The 15,253-nt window shown below is 73.7% G+C and carries 15 protein-coding genes; 2 read left to right on the plus strand and 13 right to left on the minus strand.

The genetic code is table 11. The features are described 5' to 3' along the window. Nucleotides 1-6: 6 nt before the first annotated feature. From IE245_RS00945 to IE245_RS00985, 9 genes are all read right to left on the minus strand, one after another. Entirely contained in the window at nucleotides 7-1,206 is a 1,200-nt protein-coding gene (locus tag IE245_RS00945; RefSeq protein WP_189944620.1) for a cytochrome P450, read from the minus strand. Between the two features lie 9 nt (nucleotides 1,207-1,215). Then, complete coding sequence (locus IE245_RS00950) at nucleotides 1,216-1,878, minus strand: response regulator (RefSeq protein ID WP_189944621.1); 663 nt, start codon at nucleotides 1,876-1,878, stop codon at nucleotides 1,216-1,218. Continuing rightward, nucleotides 1,875-3,203 carry a sensor histidine kinase gene (locus IE245_RS00955; protein WP_373305242.1) on the minus strand — a complete coding sequence of 443 codons (1,329 nt, stop codon included), beginning with the start codon at nucleotides 3,201-3,203 and terminating at the stop codon, nucleotides 1,875-1,877. The genes IE245_RS00950 and IE245_RS00955 overlap by 4 nt, the downstream gene beginning before the upstream one ends. 86 nt (nucleotides 3,204-3,289) lie before the next feature. Then, complete coding sequence (locus IE245_RS00960; RefSeq protein ID WP_229851021.1) at nucleotides 3,290-4,069, minus strand: hypothetical protein; 780 nt, start codon at nucleotides 4,067-4,069, stop codon at nucleotides 3,290-3,292. A 256-nt stretch (nucleotides 4,070-4,325) separates the two neighbouring features. Then, a complete protein-coding gene (locus IE245_RS00965; protein ID WP_189944622.1) occupies nucleotides 4,326-5,195 on the minus strand; it encodes an alpha/beta hydrolase in 870 nt (289 codons plus the stop codon). Between the two features lie 123 nt (nucleotides 5,196-5,318). Next, complete coding sequence (kynU, locus tag IE245_RS00970; RefSeq protein WP_189944623.1) at nucleotides 5,319-6,539, minus strand: kynureninase; 1,221 nt, start codon at nucleotides 6,537-6,539, stop codon at nucleotides 5,319-5,321. Further along, the gene (locus IE245_RS00975; RefSeq protein ID WP_189944624.1) at nucleotides 6,532-7,392 is read right to left on the minus strand and encodes a tryptophan 2,3-dioxygenase family protein; all 861 of its coding nucleotides are present in this window, start codon (nucleotides 7,390-7,392) and stop codon (nucleotides 6,532-6,534) included. The genes kynU and IE245_RS00975 overlap by 8 nt, the downstream gene beginning before the upstream one ends. Nucleotides 7,393-7,513: 121 nt before the next feature. Then, nucleotides 7,514-8,401 carry a DUF3152 domain-containing protein gene (locus IE245_RS00980; protein WP_268256504.1) on the minus strand — a complete coding sequence of 296 codons (888 nt, stop codon included), beginning with the start codon at nucleotides 8,399-8,401 and terminating at the stop codon, nucleotides 7,514-7,516. A gap of 186 nt (nucleotides 8,402-8,587) precedes the next feature. After that, complete coding sequence (locus IE245_RS00985; RefSeq protein ID WP_189944625.1) at nucleotides 8,588-9,469, minus strand: NAD(P)-dependent oxidoreductase; 882 nt, start codon at nucleotides 9,467-9,469, stop codon at nucleotides 8,588-8,590. Between the two features lie 108 nt (nucleotides 9,470-9,577). Between IE245_RS00985 and IE245_RS00990 the strand changes: the two genes are divergently transcribed. Further along, a complete protein-coding gene (locus IE245_RS00990; protein WP_189944626.1) occupies nucleotides 9,578-10,189 on the plus strand; it encodes a TetR/AcrR family transcriptional regulator in 612 nt (203 codons plus the stop codon). A 40-nt stretch (nucleotides 10,190-10,229) separates the two neighbouring features. After that, nucleotides 10,230-10,649 carry a DUF3151 domain-containing protein gene (locus tag IE245_RS00995; protein ID WP_189944627.1) on the plus strand — a complete coding sequence of 140 codons (420 nt, stop codon included), beginning with the start codon at nucleotides 10,230-10,232 and terminating at the stop codon, nucleotides 10,647-10,649. 45 nt (nucleotides 10,650-10,694) lie between these two features. On the opposite strand, the gene IE245_RS01000 is transcribed toward IE245_RS00995, so the two are convergent. The 4 genes from IE245_RS01000 to pyrE form a co-directional block, all read right to left on the minus strand. After that, nucleotides 10,695-12,146 carry an MFS transporter gene (locus IE245_RS01000; protein WP_189944628.1) on the minus strand — a complete coding sequence of 484 codons (1,452 nt, stop codon included), beginning with the start codon at nucleotides 12,144-12,146 and terminating at the stop codon, nucleotides 10,695-10,697. 37 nt (nucleotides 12,147-12,183) lie between these two features. After that, nucleotides 12,184-13,359 (minus strand): MalY/PatB family protein, encoded by a 1,176-nt coding sequence (locus tag IE245_RS01005; protein ID WP_189944629.1) that lies wholly within the window; start codon nucleotides 13,357-13,359, stop codon nucleotides 12,184-12,186. Between the two features lie 80 nt (nucleotides 13,360-13,439). Continuing rightward, nucleotides 13,440-14,462 (minus strand): class II fructose-bisphosphate aldolase, encoded by a 1,023-nt coding sequence (gene fbaA, locus IE245_RS01010; protein WP_189944630.1) that lies wholly within the window; start codon nucleotides 14,460-14,462, stop codon nucleotides 13,440-13,442. Between the two features lie 232 nt (nucleotides 14,463-14,694). Beyond that, on the minus strand, nucleotides 14,695-15,243 hold the full coding sequence (pyrE, locus tag IE245_RS01015) for an orotate phosphoribosyltransferase (protein WP_189944631.1): 549 nt from the start codon (nucleotides 15,241-15,243) through the stop codon (nucleotides 14,695-14,697). Between the last annotated feature and the right edge of the window lie 10 nt (nucleotides 15,244-15,253).

Raw genomic sequence — 15,253 nt, forward strand, 5'->3', positions numbered from 1 at the left:
GGCGGGTCATACCTCCACGAGCAGCGACTCGAAGCCGCGGATCACGTAACCGGGTTTCCGGACGGGATCCGCGGCGAGCCGCAGGCCGGGCGCCCGCTCCCGCAGGGCGCGGAAGACCGCGCCGAGTTCGAGGCGGGCCAGCGGGGCGCCGAGGCAGTAGTGGATGCCCGCGCCGAAGGTGACGTGCGGGTTGTCGGCGCGGGTGAGGTCCAGCGCGTCCGCCGTGGGGCCGAAGCGGGCCGGGTCGCGGTTGGCGGAGCCGAGCAGGAGGGCGACCTGCGCGCCGCGGGGGATCACCGTCCCCCCGACCTCGATGTCGTCGAGGACCCACCGCTCGAACATCTGGAGCGGCGTGTCGTAGCGGAGGAGTTCGTCCACGGCCGTGGACAAATTCCCGGCGGAGAGGGACGGCCAGGCGTCGTGGCGCAGCAGCGTCCCCACCCCGCCGACCGTCGTGTTCACCGTCGCCTCGTGCCCCGCGTTCAGCAGCAGCACGCAGGTGGAGACCGACTCCTGCTCGGTCAGCTCCTCGACCCCGACCAGCGCGGAGACCAGGTCGTCGCCGGGGTCGGACCGGCGGCGCGCGATCAGCCGGCGCAGGTAGTCGGAGAAGTCGACGGAGGCGCGGACGGCCGCGCGGGCGGTCTCCTCCGACGGGTTCAGCTCGAACATCCCGCAGATCGCCGCCGACCAGGGCCGCAGCATGGCCCGCTCCTCGTCGGACTCCGGGATGCCCAGCATCGCGGCGATGACCGCGACCGGCAGCGGTTCGGCGACCGCCGCCTGGAGGTCGCCGCCGCCCGCCGCCACCAGCTCCGCCACGAGGCCGTCCGCCAGCTCCCGCACCGTCGGCGCGAGGCGCTCCACCGTCCGCGGGGTGAAGGCCCGGGAGACCAGCCGCCGGATGCGGGCGTGGTCGGCGCCCTCCAGGTCGAGCAGCCCGTGGTCGTTGAGGGTGTGGAAGGGCTCGTGCCGCGGGTCGGGCGCCTCGCGGCCGAACTCCTCGTGGGTGAAGCGGTGGGTGTACGTGCGCCCCAGGCGCCGGTCCCGCAGCAGCGCCGACACGTCCGCGTGGTGCGGGACCAGCCACTGGCGCGTGCGCCCGTACCAGTGGACGCGGCCGGTCTCCCGCAGCCGCGCGTAGGCCGGGTACGGGTCGGCGACGAACTCGGGCGACCAGGGGTCGAACACTGCGGCGGCGTCCATGCGGGGACGCTACCGCCCGACCTGCACCAGGCGCGCCTCGTACGCGAAGACCGCCGCCTGTGTCCGGTCGCGCAGGCCCAGCTTGACCAGGATCCGGCTGACGTGGGTCTTGATGGTCGACTCGGCGACGACGAGGTGCCCGGCGATCTCCTGGTTGGACAGGCCCTGGGCGATGAGGACCAGGACCTCCGTCTCGCGCTCGGTGAGCTCGCCGACCTGCGCGACGGCGGGCGCCCTCGGCGCGGTGTCGGCGGTCCGCGCGAACTCGGTGATGAGCCGCTTCGTCACGGTCGGCGCGAGCAGCGCCTCGCCCGCCGCGACGATCCGGACGCCGTCGGCGAGCTGCCGGGCGGAGGCGTCCTTGAGGAGGAAGCCGGACGCCCCGGCGCGCAGCGCCTGGTAGACGTACTCGTCGAGGTCGAAGGTGGTCAGGACGAGGACCTTGGCGTCCGCGTCGGCGGCGACGATCTCGCGGGTGGCCTCGATGCCGTTGAGTTCGGGCATCCGGATGTCCATGAGGACGACGTCGGGGCGCAGCGCGGCGACCTGCGCGACCGCCTCCCGGCCGTTGACGGCCTCGCCGACGACCTCGATGTCCGGCATCGCGCCCAGCAGCACCGAGAAGCCCTCGCGGACCATGATCTGGTCGTCGACGATCAGCACCCTGATCACTGGCCGGCCCCTTCGCGCTGGACGGGGACGAAGACGGCGACCTCGTAGCCGCCGTCGTCCGTCGGTCCGTCGGTCATCTCCCCGCCGAGCATCGTGACGCGCTCCCGCATGCCGGTGATGCCGTGCCCGGCGCCCGGGGAGGGCTTCACGAGTCCGCGCGCCGGGCCGTTGGCGATCCTCAGCCCGAGGCCGCCGAGCACATGGCTGACCTCGACCTTCGCGTCGGCCCCCGGCGCGTGCCTCAGCACGTTGGACAGGGCCTCCTGGACGATCCGGTACGCGGAGAGCTCCACGCCCTGCGGCAGTTCGCGCACGGCGCCCGTCACCGCCATGGACACGTCGAGGCCGGCCTCCCGGACGTTGGCGACCAGCCCGTGCAGGTCGGCGAGGGTCGGCTGCGGGGCGTCGGGGGCCTCGTAGTCCTCGGCGCGGACGACCCCGAGGATGCGGCGCAGCTCGGTGAGGGCGGCGACGGCGTTCTCCCGGATGGTGCGGAAGGCCTGCTCCAGCTCCGGCGGCGGGTTCTCCACCCGGTAGGGCGCGGCCTCGGCCTGGATGGCCACCACCGACATGTGGTGCGCGACGACGTCGTGCAGCTCGCGCGCGATGGTGGTCCGCTCTTCGAGGAGGGTCCGCTTGGACCGCTCGACGGCGGTCACGGTCTGCTGGGCGGTGACCTCTCGGGCCGCCTGGCGGCGGGTCTGGACGACGGCGACGACCAGCAGGAGGAGGGCGGAGACGAAGACCATCTCGGCGCCGTTGAAGCCGTACCCCGAGCCCATGCTCAGGAAGAAGGAGGTGAAGGTGGCGTACGCGGAGGTGATCACCCACATCCACGCGGCGGCCCGGGGTCCGGTCCGCAGGGCGACGATCACCAGGACGAAGAGGTGGGCGGCGAAGGAGCTCGGCGCCCAGGGCCAGCCGTCGTACCCGGTCAGGTAGGCGATGAAGGGCGTCGAGCCCGTCGAGAGCCAGAAGGCGGTCGCCGGACGGCTCAGGGTGAGGAGGACGGCGGCCGTCGGCACCAGGCAGGTGACGAGGGCGACCGGCCCGACGGAGGCGTTGATCTCGTCGAAGGCGAGGAGGAAGGTCACCAGGGCGAGGAAGCCGATCGCCGCGTGCGGCAGCAGCCCGGCGCGCGGGCGCAGCCGCCGGGGCAGGAAGCGCAGGGCGGGGCTGTCCGGCGTGAGCCGGGGCAGCGGGCGGTAGCCGAGGGCGTCGCCGGAGAGGTCTTCGCGCAGACCGCCGAGCGCGTCCAGCGTCATGCGGAGCTCGGGGCTGCGGCTGCCCGTGTCGGGGGTCTGTGTCGGATTCACGCCGACCACGGTACGGAACGCCCGGGGAGGCCCGCGTCCCGCTGGATGCGGATCCCGGGCCGTCCCCCTTGAGTACTACGCGGGCCCCGCCCCGGTCAGGACGTCTTGGGCCAGACGTAGAGGGTGCCGCTGGCGGTGTCCTCGCCGCCGATGCCGCCGTCGCCGATGTGGTCGATCGTCGCCATGGCGACGGAGCCCTCGGTCGTCACGGAGCAGATGGCTGCGCCGACGACGAAGCCGGCCTGCTCGATCGTCCCGGAGTCGTTCAGGTCCATCGGGGGCAGGCCGGTGTTCGAGACCTTGCGGCAGTTCTCCGCGGTGTGCGGGGTGTCGGCCCGCAGGAGGCCCACCCGGGTGTTGGGGACGCCCCGCAGACGGTAGTCGCTGCCGCCCGTGCAGGTGTCCGGCCAGTAGTGGAGCTCGGCCCCGCCGGGCTCCCCGATCCTTCCGTCGTCCTCCTTCTCGACGCGGCTCAGGCCCGTGTCGAGGTCGATGAGCTGCTGCTCGTGGTTGGTGCAGGGCGCGGGGGTGAGGCCCCACGAGGACTCGCGCGCCGGGCCGTGGCCCCGCGGAGGGGCCAGGTCCACCCGGGTCGTCGACGTGCCGGACGCGCTGGGGAGGGGGCTGTCGGGCGGGTCGAGGGGCGCCGGCGTCCCGGTCCCGTCGGCGGAGGCGGAGGCGGAGGCGGTCGTGGTCGGCGCCGCCGGCTCTTCGGAGGAGGCCGCGTCCGCGGAACCCGAGGACGCGGAATCCGAGGAAGAAGAGCCCGCGGAAGGGGCCGAGGACGCGGCGGCCGCGGCGGGCGCGTCGTCGCGGTCCATGTCCACGATCAGGCTGGCCACGATGCCCAGCAGGGGCAGGGCGATCCCCGCCACCCACCACGCCCACCGGGGCTGTTCCGCCCGGGGCGGGCCCGGCGGCGGCTGCGGAGGAAGGTGGCCGGGCGAGTACCGCGGGGGCGTGGAGGAAGGCGGGTGCTGCGGAGGGGGCGGAGGCGCCGCACCCATCTGGTCGTCGGTCCCCATGAGCCCCTGATCCCCCTTCTCGTCACGGCAGTTGAAACACCCGGAGAATATCCGCAGCCGCCGACGGCCGTTGGGGAAAAAGGGCCCGGCGGGACCGCCGCGGCCCTCAGAACGCCAGCTGGGCGAGTTCCTCCGCGACGACCGCGCACGCGTCGGCCGCCGGGTCGACGAGGGGGAAGTGGCCGACGTCCTCCAGGAGCGTGAGGCCGACGGTCTCGCCCGCCTTCGCCGCCGCCTCGACGAAGGCGTCGGCGACCTCGGCGGGGACGGTGAGGTCCGCGCGGCCCTGGACGAGGACGGTGGCGATGCCGGTGGGCAGCAGCCGCGCCGGATCGGTGGCCGCGGCCCGCTCCTCGTACGCCTCCTCGCCGCCGAGCAGCTGGGTCACCGCCCCGCCGCAGACGTCGAGTTCGCGGGCCCGGTCGAAGTGGCCGATGGGGGCGAGGGCGACGACGCCGCGCAGCGCGGGCGGGGCGGGCAGCCGCCAGGGGGAGCCGGCGGGCAGCACGTGCCGGGCGGCGGCCCACAGGGCGAGCTGGCCGCCGGCCGAGTGCCCGGTGAGGACGGTGCGGTGCGGGTCGGCCTGCGGCAGGTGGTCCGCGGCGAGCTCCGGCACGGCGTCGAGGGCGGCGGCCACGTCGTCGAAGGTCTCCGGCCAGCGGCCCGCGACCGGGGTCGTGCCGTCCTGGTGGGGGAGCCCGGGGCCGCGCCGGTACTCGACGCTGGCGACGGCGAAGCCGCGGCGGGCGAGGAAGTCCGCGAAGGGGCTGAGGTGCCGCCGGTCGTAGGGGGCGCGCCAGGCGCCGCCGTGCAGGACGACGACGAGCGGGGCGCGTCCGGCGCCGGTCCTGGGGGCGTACAGGTCGACGATCTGGTCGGGGTGGTCGCCGTACGCGGCGGTGGCGTCGGGGGGGACGGCCGGGTGCGAGAAGGCCGATGCCTCTTCGGCGGCGTCGCGCGCGGCGGGGTCCGGCATGGGGGGTTCCAACCTCTCGGTGACGGGGCCGAATCGGCCTGACCTGCGGGGACCGTATCAGGGTCCGGGCCCCGCAGATCAGGTGATGGTCATCCGATCCGACGGTCCGTCACCGGCCGTGCGTCACGGGCGAGTCGGCCGCGCCGCGTCGGGTGCCGAGGCCAGGACGTCGGCGAGGACGCGGGCCGCGCGCTCGGCGTCCGCGAAGCCGACGTACAGCGGGGTGAAGCCGAACCGCAGGACGTCGGGGCGGCGCAGGTCGCCCACCACGCCGCGCTTGATCAGCTCGGGCATCACGGCGGGCGCGTCCGCGCAGGCCAGCGCCACCTGGCTGCCGCGTTCGGCGTACGCCTCCGGGGTGACCGGGGTGACCCGGCCCTCGGGGACGTAGGCCCGCACGCACTCCAGGAAGAAGTCCGTGAGCGCGAGGGACTTGGCGCGGACGGCGTCGACGGCGACCCCGTCCCACACGTCGAGCGCGGCCTCCAGGGCCAGCATGGACAGGATGTCCGGGGTGCCGACGCGGCCCCGGACGGCGCCGTCGGCGGGCCGGTAGCCGGGCGTCATGCCGAAGGGGTCGGCGTGCGAGGTCCAGCCGGGCAGCGGCGAGTCGAAGCGGCCCTGGTGGCGCTCGGCGACGTACAGGTACGCGGGCGAACCGGGGCCGCCGTTGAGGTACTTGTAGGTGCAGCCGACCGCCAGGTCGACGCCGTGCTCGTCGAGGCCGACGGGCAGGGCGCCGGCGCTGTGGCACAGGTCCCAGACGGCCAGCGCGCCCGCCGCGTGGAGGGCGGCGGTGGTGCCGGGCAGGTCGTGGAGCCGGCCGGTGCGGTAGTCGACGTGGTTGACGAGCGCGAGCGCCGTCCGCCTCCCCGCCGCGGCGGGGATGTCGGCCGGGTCGAGGGCCACGATCCGGTGACCGGTCATCCGGGCGGCGGACTCGGCGACGTACCCGTCCGTGGGAAAGGTCGACGCGTCCACCAGGATCTCGTCGCGTCCCTCTTCCGCGAGGCGGGCCGCCGCGACGACCGCCTTGAAGACGTTCACGCTGGTCGAGTCGCCGGCGACGATCTGTCCGGCGGCGGCGCCGACGAGCGGGGCGATCCGGTCGCCGATCCGCTCGGGGGCGGTCCACCAGCCCGACTCGTCCCAGGAGCGGATCCGCAGCTCGCCCCACTCGCGGCCGATGACGTCGGCCATGCGGGCGGGGACGTGCGCGGGGAGCGCGCCGAGCGAGTTGCCGTCGAGGTAGACGGTCTCCTCGTCGAGCGCGAACTTCGCGCGGTGGCCGGCGAGCGGGTCGGCGGCGTCGAGCTCCCTGGCTCGCTGGTACAGGTCAGACATGGCTGCGGGCCGTCCAGAGCTCGGGGAACACGTTCTTCTGGGCGCGCTTCTCCAGCCAGGCGACGCCGGCGGAGCCGCCGGTGCCGGTCTTGGAGCCCATCGCGCGGCGGGTCGCCACCAGGTGGTCGTTGCGCCATCGCCAGACGAGTTCGGCGACGTCGCTGAGGGCCTCGCCGAGGCGGACGAGCTCCTCGTTCTCCTGCGGCGCCGCGTACAGCGCCGCCCACACGGCCTCGACCTGCGGCGAGGGCTCGTAGCGCTGCGCCAGGTCGCGGGTGAGGACGGACCGCGGGACGGGCAGGCCCCGGCGGGCGAGGAAGCCGAGCACCTCGTCGTACAGGCTGGGCTCGTGCAGCGCCTTCTCCAGCTCGGCGTGGACGCGCGGCGCGCCCCGGTGCGGGACGAGCATGGACGCCGACTTCTCGCCGAGGAGGAACTCCATGCGGCGGTACATCGCCGACTGGAAGCCGGAGCCCTCGCCGAGCGCGCCGCGGTAGGCGTTGAACTGGGCGGGGGTGAGCTGGGAGAGCGGACGCCAGGAGTGGTTGAGCGCCTCCAGCTCGCGGACCGAGCGCTTGAGGGCGTCGACGGCGACGGGCAGGCGCTCCTCGCGCAGGGCGCGGCTCGCGGTCTCCCACTCGTGGACGATGACCGTGAACCACAGCTCCATGACCTGGGTGGTGACCAGGAAGACCATCTCGCCGGGGTCGTCCGAGCGGAGGTGCTGGAGGTGGGTGAGGACATCCGCCTGGACGTAGTCCTCGTAGGGCGTCGTGCCGGCGAAGTCGAGGTTCGGCGCGTCGACGACCGGTCCGGTTCCGGGGGAATCGGCAGAACCAGAAGTGGGTGACATTTCTGTCTCCTCGGTACGGGCTACCGGGTAGCGGTCCGCTCCACCGCGCGCGCTCGACGGCGTGCCACGGGAGCTCCGGTCCCCTCGGGAGGCGTGCTCCCTCGCACGCGTCCCAAACGCATCATGACACGATCGGACCGGTGATGTAGATCCCCTCTTCGTCATACGGAAAAGCGTTCGAACGACATCCGTTGAGGCCCTTGATCTGCTGCATCATCGCGGGCGCGAGCTTCCCCGGCCCCCCGCAGCCCATGTGCTGCCGGATCCCGATCTCGTGCCCGACCTCGTGGTTGATGATCAGGTGGCGGTACTCCTCCGGGGGTCCGGCGAAGGTCGGCGAGCCCAGCATCCACCGCTTGAGGTTCACCACGACGCCGTCGGCGGTCTCGCAGTTCAGCTCGCCGTGCGTGTCGAGGCCCTGGCGGGCGCAGAGCGCGTCGGCGGTGTCGGGGGTGGCGATCCGGATCACGAAGTCGGCGTTCGACGCCACCAGCTGGAAGCGGCCCCGGCCGTGCGCGGCCCAGCCGCGCGGATGGGCGAGGATCGCCTCGATCTCTTCGGCGGTCCCCCGGGCGGAGAGGTCGACGCCGTCCTCGATCTGCACCCGGTAGCGGCGCAGGGTGCCGCTGGTGCCGGTGATCCTGCCGGAGGCGGTGACCGAGGTGAAGGTGCCGGGCCCGGACTGCGGCACGGTCGGGGTCTTCTTCTCGGTGGCGGTCGGCGTCGGCTTCGGCTTGGGCTTCTTGCTCGGCGTGGGCTTCGGCTTCGGTTGCGGCGCGGCGGTCGTCGTGGACGGCGCGGGGGCCCGCGGCGTCGCGGAGGGCGGGGAGGAGGTCGCCGCCTCCTCCCGCTCCTCCTGGAAGTGGGCGAGCGCCACGCCCGCGCCGAGCGAGACGCCCATCAGGACCAGGGTCGACAGGACGAGCCGGCCGCGGCGCGTGACGCGCGTCCCCGCCCCGCCGCTCCGCCGGTCACCACGGCGCCGGACGGGCGCTCCCCGCTTGCCCACGACAGTTCCCCCCTGTTTCCGGCCGGTCCGGGGATCGTACCGGCCGGGGGTGACGGCCCGGCCCGCCCAGGGCCCCGGCGGCAGCCCCCGAGGAGTCCGGCGGCCGTCCCAGGGAGTCCGGCGGCCGCCCCGGGGGGACCGGCGGGGAGGCCGGCGCCCGCACGCCCCCCGCGCCGGGGGGCGCGGTCACGCCGCGGGCTTCTTCAGCAGCTCCACCAGGGAGGAGAAGCTGTCGGCGGCGTGGCCGGCGTCCATGCCGCGCCGGAAGAGCTCGACGACCGCGGCCGGGAGCGCGGTGTCGACGCCCGCGTCCGCGTGGGTGTGCAGGACGTGCTCGACGCTGGCCGTCCCCATGGCGAGGCGGTCCACGTCGCCGGTGTGCCGGCCGGCGTCGACGCGCTCGGCGTAGAAGGCGAAGAAGCCCGGCAGCGAGTGCGCGGTCTCCACGGCGTGCGGCAGGACGTCCGCCGCCTTGAGGCCGTTGGCGTCGGCGAGGGCGATCGCCTGCCAGTAGCTCAGCATGGAGGTCCAGAACATGACCATGCCGATCTGGTACATGAGCGCGGCGAGCCCGGGGTCCTCGCCGCGGTGGTCGGTCCGCCCGGTGATGACCTCCAGTGCGGGCCGGTGCCGGTCGAAGACGTCACGCGGGCCGCTGTAGAAGGTCGAGGACTCGGCCTGGCCGATCCCGGAGGGCGGCACGGTGACGCCGCCGGTCAGCTGGACGGCGCCCCGCTCGGCCGCCCACCGCGCCGCGGCCCGCGCCTTCTCGGGCGTGTCCGAACTGAGGTTGACCAGGACCCGGCCGTCCAGCGCGCCCTCGGCGGGTCCCAGCGCGGCGTACACGGCGTCGTAGTCCGTGAGGCTGAGGACCACCAGCTCGTTGGCGGCGAGGGCCTCCTTCACGCTCGGCGCGAGGACCGCCCCGCGGGCGACCAGGGCGTCGGCCCGGGCGGCGGTGCGGTTCCAGACGGTGACGTCGTACCCGCGGTCGAGGAAGGCGCCGGCCATGGCCTGTCCCATGGGGCCGAGACCGATGACGGTGACCGACGGCGTGGTGCTGTTCATGACGGATCTCCATTCCTCACTAAAACGAGCGCTCTATTTAGTGCGCGGTGAGAACGTAGCACACCTCTAGAACGAACGCTCTACCCAATGCCTCGGTACGGTGGGGGCATGCAGACCAGCACACGGGACCGGATCGTCGTCGCCGCCGCGCGACTCCTGCAGCGGCAGGGCTACGTCGGCACGGGAATCAAGCAGATCGCCCAGGAGGCACAGGCCACCCTCGGCTCCGTCTACCACTTCTTCCCCGGCGGCAAGGAGGCCGTCGCCGTCGCCGCCCTCCGGCACGGCAGCGAGAAGTTCGGAACGCTCCTGCGGGAGTCGCTGGACGAGGCCGACGACCCGGCGGAGGCCGTCACGGCCTGCACCCGGCGGCTCGCCGGCGACCTGCGCGCGTCGGGCTGGACCGACGGCTGCCCCGTCACCGCGGCGGCCCTGGAGACGCTCGGCACCGACTCCGAGATCCAGCGGACCTGCGCCGAGGCGCTGAACGAATGGGAGGGACTGATCCGCGACAAGCTGCTGCGCGGCGGCCTCTCCCCCGAGGACGCCCGGGACCTGGCGAGCACCGTCCTCTCCGCCCTGGAGGGCGCCGAGGTCACCGCCCAGGTCAACCGCAGCGAGGAGCCGCTGCACGCGGTGGGCCGGCAACTCGCCCGCCTCGTCCGCTCCTACGAGGTCCGGGTCGAGACGGCCTGGAGCCCTCCTCTTCGCCCCCGGTGACGGCCGTGTCGACCCCGTCCACGAGTGGCAGACTGCTCCCATGACGACGCACAAGAACCTGCTCGGCGGCCCGGAGCCGACGTACCTGCCCGAGAACGAAGAGGCGTACCGCCTCCTGGGCGAGGAGTCCCGGCCGCCGGCCGAAGTGGCGGCGAAGGACCCCACGTTCTCGCTCGCCTGGGCGATGCTCGCCGACGACGCCTTCGAGGCGGGACGGGTGATCGAGTCGTACGCGTACGCGCGCACCGGCTACCACCGCGGTCTGGACGCGCTGCGCCGGGCCGGCTGGAAGGGGCACGGCCCCATCCCCTGGGAGCACCGGGCCAACCGCGGGTTCCTCCGCTGCCTCGCCGCCCTCGCCCGTGCCGCCGGCGAGATCGGGGAGACGGACGAGCAGGAGCGGTGCCGGCAGTTCCTCAAGGACAGCAGCGCCGAGGCGTACGCCGAGCTGAACCCGTAACGGCCCCCGCGGCCGGGACGTCCGACGGCACCGGGTACCGGCCGGCTACTCGGTGCCCGGGTCCAGCGGCGGGGCCGTGAGGGAGCAGTGGGTCTTGCAGGTGGGGTGGCAGGGGGCCGGCCGGGAGGTGCGCAGGGTGGCCCAGGAGAGGGCCGCGCCCAGGACGAGGACGCCGGCGCAGAGGGGCATCGCCCGGTCGAAGGTCGCGTCGAACTCCGTCGGCGAGAGGTACGCCGTCGGCCCCATGCCCGTGAGCAGCGGCAGCGCCGCCACCGCGACCAGGCCCGCCGCCCGGGCCGCCGCGTTGTTGATGCCGCTGGCGAGCCCCGCGCGGGCGATGTCGACGGAGGCCAGGACCGTCGCGGTCAGCGGCGCGACCAGCACGGTCATGCCGAGGCCGAGCACGGCGAGGGCCGGCAGCACGTCCCGTACGTACGACGGGGCCTCCCCGACCCGCAGCATCAGCAGCATCCCCGCCGCGCACAGCAGCGGGCCGACGGTCAGCGGGACGCGCGGCCCGATCCGCTCCCCCAGCTCGCCGGACTTCGCGGAGAACAGCAGCATCAGCACGGTCGTCGGCAGCAGCGCCGTACCGGCGGCGAGCGCCGAGTAGCCGGAGACGACCTGGAGCTGGAGCGCGGCGAGGAAGAAGAAGCCGCCGAACGCCGCGTACACGCAGAGCGTCACCACGTTCACGGCGGTGAAGAGCCGGGACCGGAAGATCGACGGCGGCATCATCGCCCGCTCCCCGCGCCGCCGCTCCAGCGCCACGAACCCGGCCCCGGCCAGGAGACCGGCCGCCCCGGCCCACCAGAGCGCGTCGATCAGCCCGTAGGTGACGAGGCCGAGCGCCGCCGCGCCGAGCACCGCCCCGAGCACGTCGAAGCGCTGCCCGTGGGCGGCCTCGTCCCGCGACTCGGGAACGTGCCGCAGCGCGACCGGCACGCAGAGCGCGGCGAGCGGCACGTTCAGGAGGAAGACCCAGCGCCAGCCGGGCCCGTCGACCAGCCAGCCGCCGACGAACGGACCGACCGCCGCCCCGACGCCGCCGAAGCCGGACCAGAGGCCGACCGCGCGGGCCCGGTCGTCGGGGTGGAAGCTCGCCTGGATCAGCGCGAGCGACCCGGGGGTGAGCAGCGCCCCGCCGACGCCCTGGAGGGCCCGCGCCGCGACGAGCACGCCGGCGTTCGGCGCGAGGCCGCACAGCAGGGAGGCGAGCGCGAACCACACGACGCCGACGACGAAGATCCGGCGCCGCCCGTACCGGTCGCCGAGCGAGCCGCCGAGCAGGATCAGCCCGGCCAGCGTCAGCATGTACGCGTTGACGGTCCACTGGAGCGCCGCGAGGTCGGCGCCGAGGTCCTCGCCGATGTGCGGCAGCGCCACGTTGACGACGGTCGAGTCGAGCAGGGCCATCGCCGAGCCGAGCACGGTCGTCAGGACGATCCACCGCCCCCGGGCGGAGGCCATCCGTACCTCGGGCGCGGCCACGCTCATGCCTGCATGGTCCCCCGTCCCGGGAGCTCCCGCCTCCTCAGACACCGTCGGTCCGCAGCCGCGCCGCCGCCCTGACCAGCGCGTCCACGCCCCGCTCGGCCTTGGCGCGGGGGCAGCCCACGTTGAGCCGGACGAAGCCGGGGGTGCCGTACGTGCCCCCGGGCATGATCGCGACCTTCTCCGTGCGGACCAGTTCCTCCTGGAGCCGCGTCTCGTCGATGCCGAGCGGCCGGAGGTCGATCCAGGCGAGGTAGCCGGCCTGCGGCGGCGTCCAGTCGACCCCCGGCAGACCGGCGCGGAGCCGTTCCCCGACCATCGCCATCGTTCCGGCGACATAGCGGCGGAGCCCGTCGAGCCAGGGCGCGCCGTGCCGGTAGGCGGCGATGTGGGCGGTGAGGGAGAGGACGGCCGGAGAGGCGAGGCCCTCGGCGGTCTCCATCCGCCGCAGGAACTCCGTCCGCTCGTCGGGGTCGCCGATGATGCCGTACGAGCCGGAGAGCGCCGGGAAGTTGAAGGCCTTGGTCCCCGAGGTGATCAGCGCCCAGCCGCGGCCCCGGCCGGGCTCGGCGATCCGGCTCCACGGGACGTGGCGGTGGCCGTCGGCGGTCAGGTCGGCGTGGATCTCGTCGCTGACCACGGTCACGTCGTGCCCCTCGGCCAGCTCGCGGAAGCCGGTGAGCTCCTTCTCGGTCCACACCCGGCCGGTCGGGTTGTGCGGGGAACAGAGCAGCAGCATCCGGCTGTCCGGGCGGGCCAGTTCCCGCTCCAGGGCCTCCGCGTCCCCGACCGGGACCCCGCGCAGCTCGCGCCCGAGCCCGGTGACGGCCTTGCGGAAGCCGTCGTACGTGGGGGTGTGGACGACCACGCCGTCACCGGGCCCGGTCCACATCTGGAGCAGCTGGGAGAGCTGGCTGAGCACCGAGGGCGCGTAGACCAGGGACTCGATGTCGATCGCGGTGTCGAACCGGGTCGCGTACCAGTGCCGCACCGCCTCCCGGAAGCCCTCGGACCCGCCGAGCCGCCAGTCCGTGTAGCCGAGGACACCGTGGTCGATCCGGGCGCGCAGCGCGTCGAGGACCTCGGGCGGGGAGGCGAAGTCCATGTCGGAGATGGTGAAGGGAAGCAGGTCGGAGACGCCGAAGCGGTCCGCGATCCCGTCCCACTGCACGGACCAGGTGCCCCGCCGGTCCCGTATCTCGTCGAAGTCGTCCATCGGGCTCCTCACTCCCCTTCCCCTCGGGTACGCGAAGGGCCCGGCATCCACGCGGGGATGCCGGGCCCTTCGGTCACGGCTTACTTCAGCTTCTTGCCGGCCGAGCGCAGCGCCTCGCACGCCTCGGTGACGCGCGCGGCCATGCCCGCCTCGGCGAGCTTGCCCCAGGTGCGCGGGTCGTAGGTGGACTTCTTGCCGACCTCGCCGTCGACCTTCAGGACGCCGTCGTAGTTGCGGAACATGTGGTCCACGACCGGACGGGTGAAGGCGTACTGGGTGTCGGTGTCGAGGTTCATCTTCACCACGCCGTTCTCGATGGCGGTGGCGATCTCCTCGGCGGTCGAGCCGGAGCCGCCGTGGAAGACGAAGTCGAACGGGGACGCCTGGCCGAACTTCTCGGCGACACCGGCCTGGAGGTCCTTGAGGAGCTCCGGGCGCAGGACGACGTTGCCCGGCTTGTAGACGCCGTGCACGTTGCCGAAGGAGGCGGCGAGCAGGTAGCGGCCCTTCTCGCCCAGGCCCAGGGCCTCGGCAGTGCGGATGGCGTCGTCGACGGAGGTGTACAGCTCGTCGTTGATCTCGTGGCTGACGCCGTCCTCCTCGCCGCCGGTCGGGGTGATCTCGACCTCAAGGATGATCTTGGCGGCGGCGGCCTTCGCGAGCAGCTCCTGGCCGATGGCCAGGTTGTCGGCGAGGGTCTCGGCGGAGCCGTCCCACATGTGCGACTGGAAGAGCGGGTCGCGGCCGGCCTTGACGCGCTCGGCGGAGATGTCGAGCAGCGGGCGGACGTAGCCGTCCAGCTTGTCCTTCGGGCAGTGGTCCGTGTGCAGCGCGACGGTGATGTCGTACTTCGCGGCGACGATGTGGGCGAACTCGGCCAGGGCGACGGCGCCCGTGACCATGTCCTTGCTGTACTGGCCGCCCAGGAACTCGGCGCCACCGGTCGAGATCTGGATGATGCCGTCGCTCTGGGCCTCGGCGAACCCGCGCAGCGCCGCGTGGAGGGTCTGGGAGGAGGTCACGTTGATGGCCGGGTAGGCGAACTTGCCAGCCTTCGCCCGGTCGAGCATCTCGGCGTAGACCTCGGGGGTTGCGATGGGCATTCGTCCGCTCCTTGTGATGTGCGGGTGTGCGTTGCTGTATCCCTGACCTAGGGCGACGTCATCGTCGGTGCCATCTTTCCAGACTCTTGTACGGGCTCCCACGGGCACCGCACGCCGAAAGGCGGGGTGTTTCACGTGAAACACCCCGCCTTTCGACAAAAGCGCAGGTCAGAACCGTACACGGCGAGATCCGGGACCTACGTCACGACTTCGCGGCGGTTCGTCCGTGCGACTAGGCGAGTCCGAGCTCGTCAAGAGCGAAGGCGTAGAGGTACGGGACGCCCGCCGTGCCGCTGATCTTCTCGCCGGCGCCGGTGGCGCGGTCCACGATCGTGGCGACGGCGACGACCTCGGCACCGGCCGCGCGGGCCGCCTCGACGGCGGTCAGCGGGGAGCCGCCGGTGGTGGAGGTGTCCTCGACGATCAGGACCCGGCGGCCCTTGATGTCCGGGCCCTCGACCTGGCGCTGCATGCCGTGGGCCTTGGCGGCCTTGCGGACGACGAAGGCGTCCAGGCGCTCGCCGCGCGCGGCGGAGGCGTGCAGCATCGAGGTGGCGACGGGGTCGGCGCCCAGGGTGAGGCCGCCGACCGCGTCGAAGTCGAGGTCCTTGACCAGGTCGAGCATGACCTGGCCGACCAGCGGCGACGCCGCCCCGTCCAGCGTGATCCGGCGGAGGTCCACGTAGTAGTCGGCTTCCAGACCCGAGGAGAGGGTCACCTTGCCGTGCACCACGGCCTTGTCCTTGATCTGCTGGAGCAGTTCAGCGCGTACGTCAGTCATGCCCCGAGCT

The sequence above is a fragment of the Streptomyces roseolus genome, from assembly GCF_014649855.1.
Taxonomy (GTDB): Bacteria; Actinomycetota; Actinomycetes; order Streptomycetales; family Streptomycetaceae; genus Streptomyces; species Streptomyces roseolus.